Source organism: Bradyrhizobium sp. USDA 4506, assembly GCF_054058795.1.
In genome coordinates this window covers 2,690,181-2,711,324 of sequence record NZ_JBSSBM010000002.1, presented here as the reverse complement: position 1 = coordinate 2,711,324, position 21,144 = coordinate 2,690,181, and the positions used below count along the sequence as shown (strand labels likewise).

Below are 21,144 nucleotides of genomic sequence, written 5' to 3'. Positions count from 1 at the left end.
GCGGCCCGATGACAGGCTCCGCGCGTCTTGAAGGATCGACGGCCACCAGCGGGGCCGATTCATCCTTCGAGACGCGCGCAAGAGCGCGCTCCTCAGGATGACGGTGCGATAGCGCGATGGTACAGCTAGACACGCCGCATAGGCGCGCCGGCCGCTACTCCACCTTCGCCGGCGCGGGCTGAGTTGCCGGCTGCAGCGAAGCCTGGCTCGCAATGCGCGCAGCATTGGCCATGCCGGCGAGCGCCGCGGCGCGCTTCTGATCGTTGGCGCCGGGCTGCACCACGCCGGCGGACATGATCAGCGTCGCGGCATCCTCGGTGCTCATCTCGATCTCGATGATCTTGCTCTTCGGCACGTAGAAGAAGAAGCCGGTGGTCGGGTTCGGCGCGCACGGCAGGAACACCGAGATGTGCTCTTCCGCTCCGGGCAGGCTAGCGGCAAGTTCGGCGCTCGGCGCCTGCGAGATCAGCACGATCGACCACATGCCGGGCGAGGGAAACTCGACGAGGCCGACGCGGCGAAAGCTCGAGCCGTTGCCGGAGAACAGCGTTTCGAACACCTGCTTGAGGCCACGATAGATCGCGCGCACCGCAGGGATGCGGCCAAGCAGCCGTTCGCCGAGATCGACCAGGGTTCGCCCGATCAGATTGGCGGTGAGGAAGCCGAGCAGCGTCAGCGCGATGACCGCGACGATCAGGCCGGAACCCGGCAGCCCGAACGGCAGATAGGTTTCCGGCCGGTAGGCCGTGGGCACGAACGGCCGGACCAGATTGTCGACCCAGTTCACGAACCACCAGGTCAGATACAGGGTGATCGCAACCGGTCCGGCCACCACGAGGCCGGTCAGGAAATAGTTGCGAAACCGCGCCATCAGCCCGCGCGGGGCATCCGGGGGCAATTCACCGGTCGAGGCGGGAGGCACTTGGTTGGAGGTCATTGCTGTTCCAGGGTCGTCGAAGCGGCCGTAGTCCACCACCCAGCTAAGCCATTCTGTCGCATTTTTGAAGGGCCGCGTGAAGCTGCGGCTTGCGACTATTCGACCGTGACCGATTTGGCCAGATTCCGCGGCTGGTCGACATCGGTGCCCATCACGACAGCGGTATGATAGGCGAGCAGCTGCACCGGAACGGCGTAGACCATCGGCGCGAAGGTAGCCCCCATGTCCGGCATCACGATCGTCACCAGCGACTGGATGGTCGCTTCCGCCGCGCCCTTGGCGTCGGTCATCAGGATGATCTTGCCACCGCGGGCGGCGACCTCCTGCATGTTGGAGACGGTCTTCTCGAACACCTTGTCGTAGGGCGCGATCACCACGACCGGCATGTGCTCGTCGATCAGCGCGATCGGCCCGTGCTTGAGCTCGCCGGCGGCGTAGCCCTCGGCGTGGATGTAGGAGATTTCCTTCAGCTTCAGCGCGCCCTCCAGCGCCAGCGGATAGCTGGTGCCGCGGCCGAGATAGAGCACGTCGCGCGACTTCGAGATCTCGCGCGCCAGCTTCTCGATCTGCACTTCGGTGGTGAGCGCTTCCGACATCAGGCGCGGGATCTCGACCAGACCATGCACCAGCTTGGCCTCGTCGGCATCGGACAGCTCGCCGCGCGCCTTGCCGGCGGCGACCGCGAGCGAGGCCAGCACCATCAGCTGGCAGGTGAACGCCTTGGTCGAGGCAACCCCGATCTCGGGACCGGCGAGCGTCTGCAGCACGGTCTCGCTCTCGCGCGCGATCGTCGAGGTCGGCACGTTGACGACCGAGAGCGTGTGTGCGCCCTGCGCCTTGGCGTAGCGCAGCGCCGCCAGCGTGTCGGCGGTCTCGCCCGACTGCGAGATGAAGATCGCAAGGTCGCCCTTGCGCAGCGGTGCCTCGCGGTAGCGGAATTCGGAGGCGACATCGAGCTCGACCGGCAGCCGGGCCAGCCGCTCCAGCCAGTATTTCGCGACGAAGCCGGCATAGCTCGCGGTGCCGCAGGCCGTGATCGAGATGCGCTGGATATCCTTGAAGTCGAACGGCAGCTTCACCGGCATGGTGACGCGCTCGGTCGCCATGTCGACATAGCGCGCCAGCGTGTGCCCGACCACTTCCGGCTGCTCGTGGATCTCCTTCGCCATGAAGTGGCGGTAGTTCGCCTTGTCGACCAGCGCCGTTGCCGTCGTGTGCTTGATCGCCTCGCGGTGGACGATGGCGTTGTCCTTGTCGAAGATCGTGGCGCCCTTGCGGTTCAGCACCACCCAATCGCCATCCTCGAGATAGCTGATCGTATCGGTGAACGGCCCGAGCGCGATCGCGTCGGACCCGAGATACATCTCGCCATCGCCATGGCCGACCGCGAGCGGCGGGCCGTTGCGCGCGCCGATCATCAGATCGTCCTCGCCGGCGAAGATAAAGCCGAGCGCGAACGCGCCGCGCAGCTGCGACAGCACCGCCCTCACCGCCTCGATCGGCTTGACGCCGCCCTTGAGCAGATTGTCGACCAGATGCACCACGACCTCGGTGTCGGTCTCGGTCGAGAACGCCGCACCCTTGGCCTCGAGCTCCTCGCGCAGCTCGCGGAAATTCTCGATGATGCCGTTATGCACCACGGCGACGCGCTCGGTGGCGTGGGGATGCGCGTTGTTCTCGGTCGGCCGCCCGTGCGTGGCCCAGCGGGTGTGGCCGATGCCGGTATGGCCGCCGAGCGGCTTGGCCTCGAGCCGGGCCTCGAGGTTCTTCAGCTTGCCCTCAGCGCGGCGCCGCGCCAGGCCGCCATTCTCCAACGTGGCGACACCCGCGGAATCATAGCCGCGATATTCGAGCCGCTTGAGCGAATCCACCAATTGCTCCGCGACCGGAGCGCGTCCAAGAATGCCGACGATGCCGCACATGCGGTTCAATGTCCCCAAAAATCGCCGAAAATTTGCCAAAGCGGCGACACGGTCCCTTAACGGGAATCGCCGGCCGCAAGATACTCAATAATTATTGCCGATTGCGACAGTCTTAAACGGCAAGGTGATGCGAAAGGTTGGTTAATCGGGGCTAACCATTTTGGCAAGAGCGCGTCAGTGCGGATCCGCCGGCGCGGGCCACGGTTTCGCCTCCCAGATCGTGGTCCATTCCTGACCCGCGCCGCACGCAGGCGCGCTGACCTCGACGCGAACCACGACAAAGCTTTCGCGATTGGTCACGTCTAGCCGATAGACATGCCGCAGGTGTGGGCTGGGACACAGGTCCGATCCGGTTTCAGCCTGAAACAAGCCGGCCTCCTCCCTCCATGTGATGAAACCCGGAGTGTCCGTCGTACCGAAGCCGTTCAGCGCGACGTACGGAAATTCCATCGGCTTTGGTCTGCTGACGTCGGAAAGATCGAACGCGCGATGCGATCCGGTCACGGAAAGCCGACAGAACATCAGCGCGAGACGGTGCCCGGCCACTTTCATGAAGCGAACCGGCAGCTTTTCGATGTCATCACTGTATTTGCAGCCGGATTGCTCGGCCGCAAGCGCGAGCATCCTTGGCACCAAGGCCGGATCGGAAATTTCAAAGTCCGTGCGTCCATTGGCAAGGCTGCTCCATTCGCGAAGCGCCTCGCGTCGTGCATTGATGCTCGCAGTTTCGTCGCCGCGCGCGACCGACACGAGCGGCGGACCGGCCGTGAGAAGACCTCCGAGCAGCACCCTGATCAATCCAGCGATCAGCCGCGCGCTCACGGTTCCCATCCCCGGCCACGCAGCCAGACCTCGCGGCACGTAACCAGCATGCCGAGCAGTCCGTTCTTGAGGAAAAACAGATAGAGCGCGAACAGCAGCACGAAGCTGGGCCGATCGTCGCCCCAGGAAACGAACTCAGGCTGGTCGTGTGTCTTCCGGGACAGCACCGCCAACTGTCCGGTCTCGGCCCATTGGTAGAGTCGTGCGGCGCTGAAGTACGTCACCAGGCTGCAAAAGACTCCAATCAGAACGGTCGCGGCATGTTTGCGCATGCCGTGTTTTGCCTTGTCGCCTCCTAAGAGCGATGAAAACGCAGACGGCAAACGTCGTTAACCGCATCAATATGTCATTAACGCCTTTCGGCGAGGCCAGCCGACGCTGGCGGTAGTCGACGCTCCCGGGACGCCCTAATGCTCCACCCGGTAGAGCCGCCATCGCTCCGGCACGCCTTTGAGCTGGTGCGCGCCGCGGTCCTTGAAGCGGATTTCGGACTTTGACATCAGGTCCTTGACCGCGCTCGAGACCAGCACTTCGCCGGCCCGCGCTTTCGCCGCGACGCGCGCGCCGATGTGAAACGCAAGCCCGATCACCTCCGCGCCACTCACCTTGTATTCGCCCGCGTGCAGTCCGACCCTGATCTCCAGCCCCAGCGTGCGCACGGACTCGCGGATCGCGGTCGCGCAACGGATCCCGGCTGCCGGCGCGCGGAACGTCGCCAGCAACCCGTCGCCCGTCGTCACGACTTCCTTCCCCCGCAAGGCCTTCAGCTCCCTGCGCACAGCGACATAGTAGTGGTTCATCACCGTCGCCCAGCGCGTGTCGCCGAGCCGCGCGGCCTTTTCGGTGGATCGGACGATATCGACATAGAGGATCGTGGCGAGCGCCTGCTTGAGCTGCGAGTCCCGGTCGGTGGTTCGCCGCCGGTTCGCGATATTCCCAGCCAGCGGTTCATAGCGATGGCTGCGTCGCCGCGCGATGGCGGCCTTGGTGTAGTCCTGGGCGCGCTGCACCGTGCGGCAGCGAATGGTTTTTTCCTGCGGTGGAAACGTCCAGTGGACCTTTCGCCTGTCGCCCGCGCCATCAACCTGCACGGCGCCCCATTTCAGGAAAACCGTCGAGCCGGCCCGTCGAATGCACCATGCCTTCGACGTGTATCCGGAAACGTTCGACTGATGGACTCCGATGCGAAGGAATTTTGGCATGAGCGTCCGGCCGATCGAAGGAACGTTTGGCAGCCTACCCAGGGTAAAGCGTAGCCATACATTCCCGCGTTGGCAACGGTGCAGGTTTGCGGACTATCGAGAATGCCGGACCGCGATGTCCGCGTCGGGTCCCGCCCGCGGACGAAGGATCGTGTGAGGCAGCACCAAGGCTTCGTCAGCTCCGGAGGTCGCGGCCCTGCCCATTCGATGCAGCGTCGGCATCGACCGACAGAATTGCCGCGTCTTGCACGTCCGCTATCGGCTGCTCTGGATCGCGGAATCGAGCCGGGGTCAACCGGCTGCGGTCGACCGTCACGCCGAAGATGTCGAAGCGGTTGTAGTAACCGACTACGTCGTGAAACTGTTTCGGCTCGACGCAGCGATTGAGATCGATCTCCGCGTAGGCGATCCCCTCCTCGTCCTGCAATCCATCGCCGAAGACGCTGCCGGTCGGATCGACGAAGAAGCTCGCCGCACGTGGTGTCTGGTCGATCACGTCGGCGATCGTTCGATCGCGTTCAATGAGGAAGGCGCGCAACGCCTGGTCCATGTAGCCGGCGGTGACGATCCCGAATACCTTGGCTTCGAAGCAATGGGCGCTGGCCCGGATGCGGTTGGCGGCCACGTTGTCGAAATTGCCGCCGCCTGCCGGGCGCCGGGTGGGCCACATCGGCGGCCAGCTCGAAATGTGCACCTGCTCGCCCTGCGCCATCAGCGCGAAGCGGGCCAATGGATTGGTATTCTCGCCGCAAATCAACCCGCCGATCCGGCCCTGCCGCGTCTCCGCGACTTTAAGGCCCGCACCATCCCCGGACGACCACACCAGCTTCTCATAGAAGGTCGGAACCAGCTTGCGGTGATGGACGAGAATTTCTCCGGTCTCGCCGATCAGCAGGTTCGAGTTCCACAGCCCCCCGACGCTGACGGCCGAGCGCTCGCTGATACCGATCGAGACCGTGACGCCGAGGGCGCGCGCCTCGGCGCAGAGCCGCGCCACTTCCGGTCCGTCCGCCAGCACGGATTGCTCCGCCATGCGCACGAACAGATCGTGGTTGTCGATTGGAGGCCATAGCGCAGCCCAGACCGGAAAGGCGGGAATATAGGTTTCGGGAAACGCGATCAGCTCGGCGCCGGCTCTGGCCGCCTCGCGAATGATGGCGATCGCCTTTTCGGTGGTCGCCCAGCTGTCGAGGAAGACGGGCGCGGCGTGGACGGCAGCAGCCTTGAAACGAGGAAGCATGTCGAAAATCCCGGCTAGGACTAGGGGAGCGAAGCGGTATCATCCCTGGCTTGCCGGCGTGCATGGGAATTGTCGCAAGGTCGGTTGCGAAGGATCGGAACCGCCACGCGCTGGAACGGGAATTGCTTTGCTGACAAGGGCCGCAATTTCAACGGCCGCAACCTGGAGGCCGGTGATGTTCGACACGATCAACTGGGACGATCTGCGGGTGTTTCTCTGCGCCGCCCGCGCCGGGAATTTGAGCCAAACGGCAAAGCGGCTGCGGCTCGACCATTCCACCGTCAGCCGGCGCATCGCCCAAATGGAAGCTTCGCTCGGGGTTGCGGTGTTCGAACGCCACCGCACCGGCCTCAAGCTCAACGAAGTCGGCGAGCGGTTGCTGCGTCATGCCGAGCGGGTCGAGAGCGCGGTGATCGCGATCCGCGAGGAAGCCAGCGCCAGCGACACCCAGGAGCTCGTCGGGACCGTGCGGCTCGCCACCATGGAGGGGATCGCCTCGCTCTATTTGGCGCAACGCTTTGCCAAACTGCGACGCACCACGCCGCAGCTCACCGTCGAACTCGTCACGTCCGCCCAGACGGTCTACGTCCATAAGCGCGAGGCCGATCTGTTCGTGTCCTTCTTCCGGCCGCCCGGTCCGGGCCTGATCTCGGAGCGCATCGGCAAGTTTCGGCTCGGGCTATTCGCGAGCCAGGACTATCTCGACCACCACGGGATGCCCGCAAGCCTGCGCGACCTGCAGGATCATTGGTTCGTGTCCTATATCGAGGACCTGATCCAGGTCGATTCGGTGCGCTGGCTCGCCGACGTCATCGAAGAGCCGAAAATCGCCTTCCACTCCAACAGCATGATCGCGCAGATGAACGCCGCGGCGGGCGGCCTCGGCATCGTGATGCTTCCGAGCTTTGCCACAAGGGACCGGCCCGACCTGATACCGGTGCTGCCGGCTCTCGCCGGCACCGTTCGCGAGGTCTGGCTCAACGTCCACAGCGACCTGCAATTCGCCCCGCGCATCCGCGCCGTCCGCGCCTTCCTGAAAAATACCCTGAAGCAGGATCCCGACATGCAGGTCACGCTGGCCGATGTCGTGCCGCAGCCGCGCACAGCAGATTGCAAAAATCCATAATTCCCTTCCGTCAGCCCCCGGCTGAAGCTCGTCCGATTGGCGCAAGCAGAGCGCGCTGAAGTTTTGAGGGGCCGATATGAACGTGGTTATTCCCGGCAATGCCGATCCGGCGCCGAACGGCGGCGCATTGGCCAAGAAGCAGGCCGAGCAGCTGGCCAAGAAACTGGCCAAGAAGCGGCTGACGGTCGCGCTCGTTCTGAGCGTTGCGATGATCGTGATCTATTTCGGCTTCATGGGGCTCTTCGCGTTCGACAAGCCGCTGCTCGGCACCATCCTGGTGCCCGGCCTGTCGCTTTGCATCGTGCTCGGCCCGCTCGTCATCATCTCTTCCTTCGTGCTCTGCCTGGTCTACGTGCTGTGGGCGAACCGGGTGTTCGACGCAGGCGTTCGCGAGCTTCGCTAAGGGGACAGGCAAATGGGCAGCAGCACGCTTTCGATCGGGTTCTTCTTCGCCTTCATGGCGTTGACGCTGGCAATCACCTATTGGGCTGCGCGGCGCACGCGCACCACCGAGCACTTCTTTGCCGCCGGCGGCCAGGTCACGCCGTGGCAGAACGGCTGGGCACTCGCGGGAGACTTCCTGAGCGCCGCGGCCCTGCTCGGAATTGCCGGCATCGTCACCTCGAACGGCTTCGACGGCATGATCTATTCGATCGGGTGGCTGGTCGGCTGGCCGATCATTCTGTTCCTGATCGTCGAGCCATTGCGCAATGTCGGCCGTTTCACCTTCGCCGACGTCGTGGCCTATCGCCTGCGCCAGCGCCCGGTGCGCCTCGCCGGCGCCATCGGTACACTTGCCGTGATCCTGTTCTACCTGATCGCCCAGATGGTCGCGACGGGATCGCTGATCAAGCTGCTGTTCGGCCTGCCCTACACCTGGTCGGTCATCGTCGTGGGCAGCGTGATGCTGGTCTATGTGCTGTTCGGCGGCATGTTAGCGACGACCTGGGTGCAGGTGGTCAAGGCGGTGCTGCTGATGGGCGGCGGCATCCTGCTCGCCCTCCTCGTGTTGACCCATTTCGACATGAACCCGCTGAAGCTGTTCGCCGCGGCGTCCGAGAAATACGGCACCAAGGTGCTGCAGCCGGGATCGAAGGTGGTCTCTGGTCAATGGGATGCCATCTCGCTCGGGCTCGGCCTGATGTTCGGCACCGCCGCGATGCCGCATGTGCTGATGCGGGCCTACACGGTGAAGGATTCCAAAGCCGCACGGCTGTCGATCCTCTATGCCACCGGCCTGATCGGCGTCTTTCATCTCATGGTCTTCATCATCGGCTTCGGCGCCATGGTGCTGGTCGGCGCCGAGGCGGTGGCCAAGGCCGGCGGCGGCGGCAACATGGCAGCGCCCCTGCTCGCACTCACCGTCGGCGGCAATGCGTTCTTCGGCTTCATCTGTGCGGTCGCGTTCGCGACCATGCTTGCCGTCGTCGCGGGGCTGACGCTGTCGGGCGTCGCCACGCTCTGCCACGACGTCTGGACCAATGTGATCCGGAGCGGCACCGCTTCCGAGGCCGAGCAGCTCAAGGTCGCGCGGGTCGCGACCGTTCTGATTTCCATCCTCGCCATCGGTCTGGGGATTGCGTTCGAAGGCCAGAATGTCGCGTTCATGGCGGGACTTGCGTTCTCGATCGCCTGCGCCGCCAACTTCCCGTCGCTCGTGCTCGCCATCACCTGGCGCCACTTCACGACGCCTGCTGCCGTGGCGAGCATCCTCGTCGGCACACTGAGCTCGCTGGTGCTGATCTATCTGTCCCCGACCATCCAGGTCGACATTCTCGGCAAGCCGCTCGCCGCGGTCGAGCATCAATGGTGGTTCGTGTCGCTGCGCAATCCCGCGATCATCAGCATGCCGCTATCCTTTGCGGTCGCGATCCTGCTGTCGCTGGTGACACGGGAGAAGAACGCAAACCTCGCCTTCGACGAGATGCAGCGGCGCATCCTGCTCGGACCGGTAGAGCCGAAGACCGACGAGCCGCGCCAGGCGAAGAATGCGGCATGAACCGGGTCAACCGATCGACGTTGCGATCAGCCCGTTGCGAACCCCGTCACCCGATTCGCATGTGTGACTCACAGATCGCGCAACACACTCAGTGTCGTCCCGGCGAAAGCCGGGACCCATAACCACCGACGGTTATTGCTTCACGATGCTGGAACGACGAGTCCTGTCCCCAACTTCCGCCGCGGAGTATGGGTCCCGGCTTTCGCCGGGACGACACCTTATGGTCGAGACAGGCTCGCAAAGATGTCGCGAGAAGATCACTTCCCCTTCGCCGCCTTCTCCTTCAGCTTCGCCGTACGGTAGCGCGCGGCGCCGCCTTCGCGGATGGACTGCTCGCTGCGCTCGAGCGCCATCGCATCGTCGGGAACGTCCTTGGTGATCACGGAGCCCGAGCCGATATAGGCGCCCTTGCCGATCGTGACCGGCGCGACCAGCGAGGTATTGGTGCCGATGAAGGCGCCCTCGCCGATCAGCGTCTTGTGCTTGAGGAAGCCGTCATAGTTGCAGGTGATGGTGCCGGCACCGAGGTTGGAATTGGCACCGACATGGGCGTCGCCGACATAGGAGAGATGGTTGACCTTGACGCCGGCCTCCAGCCTCGAACCCTTGGTCTCGACGAAATTGCCGATCTTCACGCCATCGCCGAGCGAGGTGCCGGGCCGCAGCCGCGCGTAGGGTCCGAGCTCCACCTTCTTGCCGATCGTAGCTTGGGTGATGTGCGAGAAGGAGTGGATCACGGCGCCGTCGTCGATCGAGACGCCCGCTCCGATCACAACGAACGGCTCGATCGTGACGTCCTTGCCGAATTTGGTGTCGGCGGCGAGATAGACGGTCTCCGGTGCGATCAGGGTCACGCCGGCCTCGAGCGCCTGGTTGCGCAGCCGCGCCTGCATCACGGCCTCGGCCTCGGCGAGCTGCGCCTTGGTGTTGATGCCGCGCACTTCGTCTTCGCTTGTCTCGATCACGACGGCCTCCAGTCCGAGTTCCCTGACAATGCCGACGGCATCGGTCAGATAATATTCGCCCTTGGCATTGGCATTGCCGATCTTCTCGATGATCGCGAGCGCCTTCTTGCCGTCGAACGCCATCACGCCGGCATTGCACAGCGTGATCTTGCGCTCTTCGGCACTTGCATCGGCCTGCTCGCGGATCGCGACCAGCTTGCCGTTCTCGACCACCAGGCGGCCGTAGCCGGTCGGGTCGGCGGCATGGAAGCCGAGCACCGCAAGCGCCGCGCCGTCGCGCAGCGGTGCGCGCATACGGGCGAAGGTCTCGGCCGAGATCAGCGGCGTGTCGCCGAATGCGATCAAGAGGTCGTCGGCGCTGCGGGCGATCGCCTCGCGCGCCGCCAGCACCGCATGCGCGGTGCCGAGCCGCTCGCGCTGCACGAAGGTCTGCGCATCGGGCCGCACCCGGCGCGCCTCGGCGGCGACTGCCTCATGGTCCGGGCCGACCACGACCGCCAGCTGCGATCCCTCGCCTGAGGCCGCGGCGTTGAGCACGTGCGCCAGCAGCGGCTGCCCGGCCACCGGGTGCAGCACCTTCGGCAGCGACGAGCGCATCCGCGTGCCCTCACCGGCCGCAAGCACCACTGTCAGGCTCGTTCGCGCAGTCATTCGCAATCCTCGATGTCGCGCGCAGTCCGCTGCGCAAAGCTGTCTTCGAGGCCGTCTTTAATTGTTTTCCCCGGCAGAAGAAACCGATTCGCCTCCGTGGCGCTCCGGATTCAAGTTCCCGGTCCATTTCCTGTTAATCTTTGCCTCGTGATTCGGCGGGCCTCGAGGAGGGCCAAGCGGGCTTTGGCCAAAGATCGCGACAATCTGGCGGCGGAATTCGACACCGAGAGCACCACCGGCTTTTTGGCCGAGGAGGATGCTCTGGATCGCCGCATGCTGTGGCGGCTCGGCTCGTGGGGCGTTGCCGCGGTCGGCGCCGTCACCGTCGCGGTGATGGCCAACCAGTCGGCGTTGACGCTGCGGCGCGACCAGGTTGCCGCAGCGGACCTCGCGCGACAGGCCCAGCAGTTGCAGACGCTGGCGAAGGAGAGCCACAACGAGACGCGCCGGCTGGCGTCTGCGATCGATACGCTCAACGGCGACCGCGACCGGCTGTATTCGCGCGTCACCACGCTGGAGCAGGGTCTCGACTCCGTGACCGGCGCGATCGCCAGGCAGCCGCCGGCACCATCGCCCTTGGCAGCGCCCGGTACCTCGCCCGCAACCGCCAGTTCGTCGCCCGCCGCCTCCGCGCCAACCGTTGCCGCCGTCGCAACGATGCCGACGGTCGCATTGGACAAGCCGGCGGCGATCGACAAGCTGCCCACAGCCGGCGACAGCAAGGCGACGGGGCCGATCGAGAAGCTGGTTGCGGCGGCCGAAAAGCCGGCAACGGCCGACAAGAAACCGGCGCCCGCGCCCGCCAAGCCGCAGGCCGCCGCGGAGAAGCCGCCAGCCTCCGACAATTCGCCGCCGAATTCCGCCACGGCCGCATCGATCGCAAGTCCAATGAGCGCCGCCGCGGCCGGCGCCGAGGATGCACCCGCTGCGCCGGCGCCGGTCGCGGACAAGCCGCTTGCCGACAAGCCGGTCCTGGCATCGCTCGATCCTGCGGCGAACAAGGCAACCGAAACCGTCAAGCCGCCGACCGCCAACGATGTCACCGTCGCACCGATCCCTCCGCTGGTGATCACGGCGGATCCGGACGCCGAGGACGATGCGCCGCAGGCACAGATCCACCGCACCGAGTTCGGCGTCGATCTCGGCACGGCCAACTCGGTCAATGGACTGCGCGCGCTGTGGCGCGGCCTGTTGAAGTCGAAGGCCAACGCGCCGCTGGCGGCGCTGCGGCCGATCATCGTGATCAAGGAGAGCAGCAACGGGCTCGGCATGCAGTTGCGCCTGGTGGCTGGACCGCTGAACGACGCCGGCACCGCCGCCAGGATCTGCGCGGGCCTCAGCCTGGTGCAGCGGACCTGCGAGACGGCGATCTATGACGGCCAGCGGCTGGCCCTCAACGAGCCGGCCGCCGGAGCCAAGCCGGCGCCATCGCATCGGCGGGCCGTGCCGAAGCGCGCCGTCGCACCGCCGCCACCGCAGCAGCCGGTCGCCGAGGACAAGAAGCCGGAGCCGACCACGATCTCCTCGATATTCCGGCGGAACAGCCAATAATCATGTGAGCCAAGGGATTGTGGCCGGATTTTCAACCGATTTCGATGCTCCGACCGAACTTGTCCCGCAACCCGATCCCGACCATAGTGCCGCGATGACAAAACCTCCGTTCCGCCTCTCCCCCTATCAGGTCCAGTTCCTGATGGTCGTGGGCTTCGTCACCGTCGGCTACGCGCTCTACGTGCGCTATCTGGCAATCGAGTTCTCTCCCGTTGCGCTGGCCTGCGACGCCGGCGCGCAGACCATGCTCTGCAAGGCTCGCGCGCTGTCGACCGTACTGTTCAAGAACTCGGTGTTCGGGATCACCGCGCTGGTAATCGCGGTGCTCAACCTGACGCGGCCGTCGATCGTGCTGCTCACCGTCGGCTTGATCGCCGCGGGGCTCGGGATCGTGCTCTACAATGTCGTGCTGTCGGGGCTCGCGATCGGGCTGTTCATCCTGGGTTTTGCGCGGCCCGCGCCCGCCACAGCGTAGCGGCGAGCAGGAGGTACATCACGCAGGTCCAGTCCGACTGCCAGTTGATCGTTCCCTCGTTGTAGATCGTGTAGCCGGCGGCGATCACCAGCAGGCCGGCGAACACGGATTCAGCGAGCGGCCGGATGCCTTCCTTCGGGCGATTGAGCATGGTCAGCAGCGCGAATGGCACCACCGCCATGGTCAGCGAGGCATACGGGAAATCGCGGTAGCGCGGATCGAAGGTGAAGCCGAGCGCGGTTTCGGCAGCAATCACCGTGGTGATGATCAGCACAATCGCCAGCACCGCGCCGATCACGCCCTTGCCGCGATAGTCGCGCGGCCCGACCAGCTCCAGGAAGGTCGGCAGCGAGCGGCCGGCGATCAGCGCATGCGCCGTCAGCAGCGGCGCGGCAATGCCCGCCGCGAGCAGCACGCCCCAATGCAGCCAGCCGCCGACGCCGTAGCTCTCGTAATACATCTTGTCGCCGGCAATCCCGAGCAGCGCCCCCGCCGTCGTCGCCGAAATGGCGACCGCGATCCAGGCCGACGGCCGCGGCGTCCAGGGCCGGCGGCGCAGCGTCAGCCAGGCCGCGAGGAATGTGGCGACGGACAGCGCCATGCCGCCCGCCATCTGCAGCTTCCAGTCCGGATAGTTCGTGATAGCAACGCCGGGCGGATATTTCACCTGCCGCTTGACCGAATCGAACAGGCCCCAATTGCCGCCGACGGTGCCCTCGAGCTTGCGCTTCCAGGGCTGGTCGTAGGCCTCGATCAGGTTGACCCGAAAGCCCTCGCGCTTGGCGAGGTCGAGGATCTCGGACACCACCCGCGCCTGGTTGGTGCGCGACGGCAATGCGCCCTCCCGCATCCGCCCCTGGCTCGGCCAGCCGGTCTCGCCGATCAGGATCTCCTTGCCCGGGAATGTCACCGCCATCCGCTTGCGGATATCGTCGACATGCGCCGCGGCGTACTTCGCCTTGACCGGGATGTCCTCCCAATACGGCAGGATGTGAATGGTGACGAAATCGACCGCGTCATAAATCTCGCGGTTCTTCACCCAGTATTCCCAGACGTCGGCATAGGTGACAGGAAGATTGCCCGCCGCCGCCTTCACCGCGCGGATGTTGCCAGCAAGATCGGTGGCAGTCATCTCGCCGCGCAGCAGCACCTCGTTGCCGACGATCAGCGAGGTGACGACGCCAGGATACTCCTTGGCGAGCCGGACCGCGATCGCGATCTGCTGCAAATTCTTGAAGCGGTTGCTGCTGAGCCAGATGCCCTGCATCACCTTCAGCCCGACCTTGGCCGCAACGCCGGGGACCTGGTCGAGGCCGTTCTCGATCGAATAGGTGCGCACGCAGTCGGTGACCTTGGCGAGATCGGTCAGATCCTGCTCGATCTGCTCGACTGGAATCTGCGTGGTGGGATCCAGCGGCGTCTGCGCGCCGCGGAACGGCGTATACGACACGCATTGCAGCTTTGCAGCGGGATCGATCGGCGCGCGCACGAGCGTAATCGGCGTGGCGAGCCACCACCACACGGATGCAATCACGGCGAGCGAGATCAGGAGAAGCGCCAGCGGCGTACGAAGCGAAATCGGTTCCATCCTCCGGGGGACCGTCGAATTAGCCGGTCACAGCCCATCTGCCAAGAGCGGGATTAGGTCAATACCATGGTTGTCCTGCGACAGTTTTGCGCTGGGTCGATAAAGTTGTGAGTTTGCTGGACAAAATACCAAATTCCAGTCATCAGATTTCGCCAGAGTCTCCGCCGCACTGGAGACCTATTTGGACGGCATCACGCGAGCCGTTAGGATGATCCCGCGGGGGCAGGAACATTATCGGGGAATACATGCGTCGACGGCTGCTTGAGTTGAAGAACACTACTTTGCGCCATCTTGCCGTAACGGGCCTTGCGCTCCTCATTGGGGCTGGCGGCGCGTTCGCCCAGAGCGGCACGCCGAATCCGGCGGATCAGGCCAAACAGCAGCCTGGACAGCCCGACGCCAACGCAAATGCCGCACGGGAAGCCAACCAGCGCAAGGTCGAGGAATTCGTCGAGGCCCAGCAGGCCATCAACGGTCCGGCCGGCAACCCGGAATGCGTCTGGCTCGGCCGCCGCGTCGTCCGCCTGATGTGGAACGACGACCTCGATACCGCGTTCCGCCATCTCGACCTCTACGACCGGTTCGGCTGCCCCGGCGGCCACGTCCAGGCGGCGTTCCGCTGCCTGACCCGGTTCGGCGCCCAGATCGACGACAAGGTCCGCGGCAGCCTCGACGGCCGCATCCACGCCTGCTGGATCAATCCGGGCGCGCAGCCCCAGGCCGCGGCCGCCGCCGCTGCTCCCACCCCGGCGCCGGCGACGGCCGGCACCGCCGCACCGGCACCCGCAGCCTCGCCCTCGCCTGCACCGACCCCGTCGGCGTCACCTGCACCGGCGTCGAAATAGCCATATCCCGCGACCGGGGTCCGGCCGCGATTTTTTTCGCGGCTGGAACGGCTTGCGCCCTTAAAACGCCATCGCGGCACACCAGTTGTTAAATCGGATGGCGGAGATATCTTTCCCTCCGCTGTCGTGTTGGTCGAACCCAGGGGACGGGTTCGCTTAGTCCTCAATCTCAGGCCCCGTATGGTTTAACCGCGATGCGCGCCGTCGTCGCCGTCCTGTTGCTTGTCACCGCCGCCCACGCCGCCCTGTGGGGTCTCTTCCAGGAGAAGCAGCCGGCGCCCGATTTCCGTGGCACGCTGCCGAGCCTGTCCTACGCTCCGTTCGAGTCCGGCCACACCGTCGCCGACGTCGCCGCCGACACCGAGAAGGTGCGCACCGACCTGCGAAAGCTCTCCACGCTCACCAAGGCGGTCCGTCTCTATTCATCGACCGAAGGCAACGAGCTGGTGCCGCCGGTCGCCGCCGAATTCGGCATGAAGGTCACGGTCGGCGCGTGGATCGACAAGGACGCCAACCGCAACAACCGCGAGATCGAAGCCGCGATCAACCTGGCCAAGCGCAACAGCAACGTCATCGGCATCGTGGTCGGCAACGAAACCGTATTCCGTGGCGAGCAGGTGCCGCTGGAAAACCTCGGCTCGGTTCCGGAGATCGGCGTGCCCCCCGAGGAGTCCGAGAGGATTCTTCGCGAGGAAGCGCAGCGCCTCCACGACGCGGAAATGCAGCCGGATGAAGATGGCAGCAGCGGTTTGAGCAAGCGCGCTGAAGCGATCAAGTGGGCGATCGCTGAAAACAACGTGCACCGGCTGATCAAGGTGATCCAGCGGGTCAAGAAGTCGGTCAACGTTCCCGTCACCACCGGTGAAATCTGGAACATCTGGCGCGACCATCCGCAGCTCGCCAACTCGTCCGACTTCGTCGCCGCGCACGTGCTGCCCTACTGGGAAAACTTCACCGACAAGCAGGCGGTGGACCAGGCGGTCGACCGCTACAATTTGTTGCGCGACTCCTTCCCCGGCAAACGCATCCTGATTGCCGAATTCGGCTGGCCGAGCCAGGGCTACAATCTGCGCAGCGCCGTTCCCGGCCCGTTCCAGCAGGCCACCGTGCTTCGCAACTTCGTCACCCGCGCCGAAGCCATCGGCATGGACTACAACATCGTCGAGGCGATCGATCAGCCCTGGAAGTTCTTCGAAGGCGGCGTCGGCCCCTACTGGGGCATCCTCAATGCCGACCGCGAGCCAAAGTTCGCCTGGACCGGACCGGTCACCGATCCGAACTACTGGAAGATCGCGCTGGTCGCCGTCCTGGTCGGCCTGTTCATGTCGCTGCCGATCCTGCGGCTGGACCAACCGACCGTGATGCAGGCGCTGCTGCTGTCGGCGGCCGCCAATGGCGTCGGCGCGTGGGTCGCGACGGTGTTCTCCTACTGGACGACGCACTACTTCGTCTGGGGCTCGGCCTTCGCGCTCAGCCTCGGCCTGGTGCTGCTGGTTCCGCTGGTCCTGATCGCGATGGCGCGGATCGAGGAGATCGCGGCGGTGGCGTTCGGCCGCGGCCCGCGCCGGCTGATCGGCAAGAGCGAGCCGCTTGCGCCTGCCACGATCGGCGAGAACGTGAAGTTTCCGAAGGTCTCGATCCACATCCCGGCCTATTTCGAGCCGGTCGAGATGCTGAAGCAGACCCTCGATGCGGTGTCGCGGCTCGACTATCCGAACTTCGAGTGCGTCTGCATCATCAACAACACGCCCGATCCCGACTTCTGGCGGCCGATCCAGGATCACTGCCGGCTGCTCGGCGAGCGCTTCAAGTTCATCAATGCCGAGAAGGTGCAGGGCTTCAAGGCCGGTGCGCTGCGCATCGCGATGGACCGCACCGCGGCGGATGCCGAGATCATCGGCATCATCGACGCCGACTATGTCGTGCATCCGGACTGGCTGAAGGATCTCGTGCCGGCGTTCGCCGATCCGCGCGTCGGCCTCGTGCAGGCGCCGCAGGAGCATCGCGACGGCGATCGCTCGCTGATGCACTACATCATGAACGGCGAATATGCCGGGTTCTTCGACATCGGCATGGTCCAGCGCAACGAGTTCAACGCCATCATCGTGCACGGCACGATGTGCCTGATCCGCCGCGCCGCCATGGACAAGGCCGGCGGCTGGTCCAGCGACACGATCTGCGAGGACACCGATCTCGGCCTCTCGATCCAGCAGCAGGGCTGGCTCACGCGCTACACCAATGTGCGTTACGGCGAAGGCCTGCTGCCCGACACCTATGAGGCTTTCAAGAAGCAGCGCCATCGCTGGGCCTATGGCGGCTTCCAGATCGTCAAGAAGCACTGGCGGCGCTTCCTGCCCGGCGCCAGCCGGCTGACGCCCGATCAGCGCCGCGAGTTCTCGCTGGGCTGGCTGAACTGGCTCGGCGCCGAAAGCCTCGGCGTCGTGGTCGCGATCCTCAATCTGATCTGGGTGCCAATCGTCGCCTTCGCCGACATCGCAATCCCCGACAAGATTCTGACGCTGCCGATCATCGCCTCCTTCATCGTCTCGCTGGTGCATTTCGTCGCGCTCTACCGGCTGCGCGTGAACATCAAGGCCGGCCAGATGTTAGGAGCCATGATCGCGGCGATGAGCGTGCAGTGGACGGTGTCGCGCGCGGTGGCGCAGGGCCTGATCACCGAGCATCTTGCGTTCGCCCGCACCTCCAAGGGCGGCCTGTCGCGGATGTCGATCGAGTTCCAGGCGTTCTGGGAAGCCGTGATCGGCGTGTTGCTGCTGATCGGCGCCGTCGTGCTTGTCGTCACCAACGGCTACAAGCAGGTGCGCGAGATCTACATCTTCGCCGGCGTCCTGGTGTTGCAGAGCCTGCCATTCCTGGCGGCGGTCTCCATCGCGATCCTGGAAAATTCGCGGATCAACGAGTTCGCATTCTGGCGCAACAGCGCGATCCGCACCGCGGAACTGATCGGGTTGCGCCCGGTCAGCCTGCCCTCGGTCGCCGCCCCGTCGCAGCCGGTCGGCTCGGAAATCCGCCGCGACAACTGAGCCAACTTCAAGAAGCGGCCCTAAGCACAGGCGCCGGAACAGCAAATCCGGCGCGTCGGTGCACAATTGAGCGCCCCTCGGCTATTGACCCGATGGGCCCTGCCCCCTACACAGCGCGGGCTGGAGCACGATCCGGAGCGGTTCACCGCTGGCGTCCGGATCTAATGTTCAGGTGAGTGAGCGCGTAGCTCAGGCGGTAGAGCACGTGACTTTTAATCATGGGGTCGAGGGTTCGAGTCCCTCCGCGCTCACCAAACAAATTCAAACATTCGCGAAATTTCCGTGCGGCAGTGACGTCGCTCCCATGGTGTTGGGTAGCCGGCCCGGGCCCTGACGCCGGCTCTTCTTCTTAATTTTGTGTGAACCAAGCCACAGTTGTTCGGCGTGATCTTTAGTAGGTTTTCGGCGCTGGGGATTTCAGGGCCCAGAGGCTGGAAGAACAGGGCGTCGCCGGGACAAACCATTTCGGGCCCGGCGGCGTAATTTTTCGGGACGGTCAGAACTGCAATCCCAATGCTCGGACCAGACGCATCCGGACGCCAACGGCTCGTTGCTCTCCCTGTCGCAGTCATCACGTTCGGCGTCGCCGGCGTCGAGCCTGCCTGCGGTTCTCCGGACCGGTCGGCGGCGCGCGTATTCCGGCATGAGCCTTGCTCTTTAGGTGGCGCAGGAAATTTCAGTGTCCCGGTTCAGGAACAAGCTGTCACCGGATGTGTCTTTTGGAGACGAGCAGCTGGATTCATTGGGAGGTATCGTTGAGATACGCAGCGCCCCTACAGTCAAGGTTTGTCGTTCGGAGAGGAAGCACCGACTGGATGGTCTATGATCGAGAGCTCAAGGGTCCAGCGCAGTTGAAGAAAGACGGCCACTTCGCCGAGAAGCTGACGAAGGAACAGGCCGAACACATAAAGCAGGCCTTGACGGACGCCCTGAAGCCCGAGCCGTAGACAAAGTTAGATCGAGTACCCCGATCGGTGGCGACACAAACCGCGAACAGATGACATCTGTGTTACCTCGTAAGGTATATGAACAGAGTTGGGCAAAGCGAACGAGGCGCGGCAAAATGGCGGCGCATCGGTGGAGCAAATTAGGCCCTTGCGGAATTCAGCTTTGGCCACTGGACGTTCTGATCGGGCCAGCGTCGTCGTTGAAAGGGAACGATCGGGGAACAGCTCAAGGCAGCTCGAAAGCAGCCCGCGTCAGAGAGGTCGCCCCCGCGCCGAGGGGTGGAGCGCGACGCATGACGGCGCAAGCGCGCCGTTCAGCGCACAATTCGGAGCGAACATTCGGAGCGCTGCTGGAGTTCGGCCGTCAAGATAACGGCAGTTCGCCCTGACCGCCTGTCCAGTCGATGATATCGAGCTGCATCCCTCGCTTCAGCATCTCGGCCTCGAGGCTGCCGGCATGCCGCTTCCACTCGGGCGTCGCGCGGACGCGGAATTTTGGCTCTTCGCCGGCTGCCTCGAATTCGTCGTCGGCTCTGAGCGCACCGCGGACGGCTTCGTACATCATCTTCAGGCTGGCGTCGGTGAAGGCGCCGTAGTCCATCGGTCGTCTCCCTTGGCACTGTGGGACGCAAAAAGCCGCCACGTAGTCACTCGTGGCGGCCTTCTGCTAGCGGCCCATCCAGACGGCCTGGGACGACGTTGCGTGAGTCGGGTTAATGAAACGTTGTTCGTGCGGCGCGCACTCAGATAGCGATGCGTTCGAAGTCGATGGCTATCCGGCTGTTCGGGAAAGTCCTCGTCGCCTCCGCCAGAATGTCCTCGTCCGGGTAGCGGCCGGAGATGTGGGTGAGGATGAGCTGCTTGACCTCGCTCCGCGCCGCGAGCGCGGCGGCTTCGCTGGCCGTCAAATGCCCGTAGTCGCGCGCGATGGCCGCGTCGCGCTTGAGAAACGTCGCTTCGATCACCAGCACGTCGGCGTCCCCGACGTGTTCGGCGAGCCCCTCGGTTGCTTCAGCATCACCGACAATGACGAGCTTCTTTCGCCCCTGGGCCGGGCCAAGCACCTGCTCCGGATCGATGGTGCGACCATCGTCCAGCTTCACCTGCCGGCCCTCCGCCAGCTCCCGGCGAACCGGCCCATCAGGCACGCGCAGCGCCAGAAGCCGGTCCGGGAGGAGATGCCGGCGCACCGCGCTCTGAAAGGAGAAAGCGAAACTGTCCGTATCCCGGTGGCGGACCGGAAAGCAATCGATGGTGAATTCGCCGGCGTCGAGGACTCGCCCCTCGCTCAACGGCACCAGATCAAGCGGGATCGGCGCTCGGCCCTCGCCCCATAGGCCTGCCAGCATCCGGACGACGACATCGAGCGTGCCGGGCCCGGCATGAATCGTCATCGCATCCGAACTTTGCCGCAACCGGAGGGTCGAAAACAGCCCGGGGATGCCGAGCACATGATCGAAATGCCCGTGGGTCAGCAGCAGGTGATCAAGCCGTCGAAAGCCGGCGCCGCTCCGCAGCAGCTGGCGCTGCGTTCCCTCGCCGCAATCGACCAGAATACGACTGCCGGCTGCCTCGACGAGAATGCCCGGGTGATTGCGCTCGGGAGACGGCACGCTTGCCGACGTTCCCAGAAAAGTCAGCGAGAACATCGCAGCACCTCGCCTTCCGACTGCCGACGGCGCCATGCCGCCGGGATCGCGCAATCTGATGGCAGCGTCGCCCGATGTGTTCAAGCATTTCGATACCGACGAAGGTGGACCGAGGCGTCCTGAAGCCGGCGGCGTTACGGGCAGACCGCATCCGCGCCAACGGGATCGATCGTCGTGACCG

At 64.8% G+C, this 21,144-nt stretch carries 18 protein-coding genes and 1 tRNA gene; 9 read left to right on the top strand and 10 right to left on the bottom strand.

Features of this window, described 5'->3' with window-relative positions:
• Positions 1-154: 154 nt before the first annotated feature.
• The 6 genes from ACVIHF_RS14905 to ACVIHF_RS14880 form a co-directional block, all read right to left on the bottom strand.
• On the bottom strand, positions 155-937 hold the full coding sequence (locus ACVIHF_RS14905; RefSeq protein WP_456780573.1) for a DUF502 domain-containing protein: 783 nt from the start codon (positions 935-937) through the stop codon (positions 155-157).
• Between the two features lie 95 nt (positions 938-1,032).
• Positions 1,033-2,859, bottom strand: coding sequence for a glutamine--fructose-6-phosphate transaminase (isomerizing) (gene glmS, locus ACVIHF_RS14900; RefSeq protein WP_456780574.1), 1,827 nt, complete (start codon positions 2,857-2,859; stop codon positions 1,033-1,035).
• Positions 2,860-3,033: 174 nt separating this feature from the next.
• Positions 3,034-3,681 (bottom strand): hypothetical protein, encoded by a 648-nt coding sequence (locus ACVIHF_RS14895; protein ID WP_456792192.1) that lies wholly within the window; start codon positions 3,679-3,681, stop codon positions 3,034-3,036.
• Positions 3,678-3,953 carry a hypothetical protein gene (locus tag ACVIHF_RS14890; RefSeq protein ID WP_057018715.1) on the bottom strand — a complete coding sequence of 92 codons (276 nt, stop codon included), beginning with the start codon at positions 3,951-3,953 and terminating at the stop codon, positions 3,678-3,680. The genes ACVIHF_RS14895 and ACVIHF_RS14890 overlap by 4 nt, the downstream gene beginning before the upstream one ends.
• Positions 3,954-4,088: 135 nt before the next feature.
• Complete coding sequence (locus ACVIHF_RS14885) at positions 4,089-4,883, bottom strand: adenylate/guanylate cyclase domain-containing protein (RefSeq protein ID WP_057018716.1); 795 nt, start codon at positions 4,881-4,883, stop codon at positions 4,089-4,091.
• A 175-nt stretch (positions 4,884-5,058) separates the two neighbouring features.
• Positions 5,059-6,123: a carbon-nitrogen hydrolase family protein gene (locus tag ACVIHF_RS14880; protein WP_456780576.1), complete on the bottom strand. Its 1,065-nt coding sequence runs from the start codon at positions 6,121-6,123 to the stop codon at positions 5,059-5,061.
• A gap of 175 nt (positions 6,124-6,298) precedes the next feature.
• Here ACVIHF_RS14880 and ACVIHF_RS14875 point away from each other — a divergent pair, with 175 nt between their 5' ends.
• From ACVIHF_RS14875 to ACVIHF_RS14865, 3 genes are all read left to right on the top strand, one after another.
• The gene (locus ACVIHF_RS14875) at positions 6,299-7,249 is read left to right on the top strand and encodes a LysR family transcriptional regulator (protein ID WP_028332060.1); all 951 of its coding nucleotides are present in this window, start codon (positions 6,299-6,301) and stop codon (positions 7,247-7,249) included.
• 76 nt (positions 7,250-7,325) lie between these two features.
• Positions 7,326-7,652: a DUF485 domain-containing protein gene (locus ACVIHF_RS14870; RefSeq protein WP_456780577.1), complete on the top strand. Its 327-nt coding sequence runs from the start codon at positions 7,326-7,328 to the stop codon at positions 7,650-7,652.
• A 12-nt stretch (positions 7,653-7,664) separates the two neighbouring features.
• Complete coding sequence (locus ACVIHF_RS14865) at positions 7,665-9,248, top strand: solute symporter family protein (protein WP_456792191.1); 1,584 nt, start codon at positions 7,665-7,667, stop codon at positions 9,246-9,248.
• Between the two features lie 257 nt (positions 9,249-9,505).
• Here the strand turns inward: ACVIHF_RS14865 and glmU are convergent, their stop codons facing one another.
• Positions 9,506-10,864 (bottom strand): bifunctional UDP-N-acetylglucosamine diphosphorylase/glucosamine-1-phosphate N-acetyltransferase GlmU, encoded by a 1,359-nt coding sequence (glmU, locus tag ACVIHF_RS14860; RefSeq protein ID WP_456780579.1) that lies wholly within the window; start codon positions 10,862-10,864, stop codon positions 9,506-9,508.
• A 183-nt stretch (positions 10,865-11,047) separates the two neighbouring features.
• On the opposite strand from glmU, the gene ACVIHF_RS14855 reads away from it, so the two are divergent.
• Both ACVIHF_RS14855 and ACVIHF_RS14850 read left to right on the top strand, forming a co-directional pair.
• Complete coding sequence (locus ACVIHF_RS14855) at positions 11,048-12,415, top strand: hypothetical protein (RefSeq protein WP_456780580.1); 1,368 nt, start codon at positions 11,048-11,050, stop codon at positions 12,413-12,415.
• A 94-nt stretch (positions 12,416-12,509) separates the two neighbouring features.
• Positions 12,510-12,890, top strand: coding sequence for a hypothetical protein (locus tag ACVIHF_RS14850; protein WP_016844836.1), 381 nt, complete (start codon positions 12,510-12,512; stop codon positions 12,888-12,890).
• Here ACVIHF_RS14850 and ACVIHF_RS14845 read toward each other — a convergent pair.
• On the bottom strand, positions 12,850-14,478 hold the full coding sequence (locus ACVIHF_RS14845) for a glycoside hydrolase family 17 protein (RefSeq protein WP_253608663.1): 1,629 nt from the start codon (positions 14,476-14,478) through the stop codon (positions 12,850-12,852). The genes ACVIHF_RS14850 and ACVIHF_RS14845 overlap by 41 nt on opposite strands.
• 245 nt (positions 14,479-14,723) lie before the next feature.
• On the opposite strand from ACVIHF_RS14845, the gene ACVIHF_RS14840 reads away from it, so the two are divergent.
• The 4 genes from ACVIHF_RS14840 to ACVIHF_RS14825 all read left to right on the top strand — a co-directional run bounded on the left by ACVIHF_RS14840 (position 14,724) and on the right by ACVIHF_RS14825 (position 19,314).
• The gene (locus ACVIHF_RS14840) at positions 14,724-15,323 is read left to right on the top strand and encodes a beta-1-3, beta-1-6-glucan biosynthesis protein (protein WP_456780582.1); all 600 of its coding nucleotides are present in this window, start codon (positions 14,724-14,726) and stop codon (positions 15,321-15,323) included.
• 194 nt (positions 15,324-15,517) lie between these two features.
• Positions 15,518-18,367, top strand: a complete 2,850-nt coding sequence (locus tag ACVIHF_RS14835) for a glycosyltransferase (protein WP_456792190.1) — start codon at positions 15,518-15,520, stop codon at positions 18,365-18,367.
• A 178-nt stretch (positions 18,368-18,545) separates the two neighbouring features.
• A tRNA-Lys gene (locus tag ACVIHF_RS14830) sits at positions 18,546-18,621 on the top strand.
• A 561-nt stretch (positions 18,622-19,182) separates the two neighbouring features.
• A complete protein-coding gene (locus tag ACVIHF_RS14825; protein ID WP_256438746.1) occupies positions 19,183-19,314 on the top strand; it encodes a hypothetical protein in 132 nt (43 codons plus the stop codon).
• Positions 19,315-19,678: 364 nt separating this feature from the next.
• Here ACVIHF_RS14825 and ACVIHF_RS14820 read toward each other — a convergent pair whose 3' ends face one another.
• Both ACVIHF_RS14820 and ACVIHF_RS14815 read right to left on the bottom strand, forming a co-directional pair.
• Positions 19,679-19,915, bottom strand: a complete 237-nt coding sequence (locus ACVIHF_RS14820; RefSeq protein WP_057018484.1) for a hypothetical protein — start codon at positions 19,913-19,915, stop codon at positions 19,679-19,681.
• 142 nt (positions 19,916-20,057) lie between these two features.
• A complete protein-coding gene (locus tag ACVIHF_RS14815; RefSeq protein WP_456780584.1) occupies positions 20,058-20,963 on the bottom strand; it encodes a ribonuclease Z in 906 nt (301 codons plus the stop codon).
• Between the last annotated feature and the right edge of the window lie 181 nt (positions 20,964-21,144).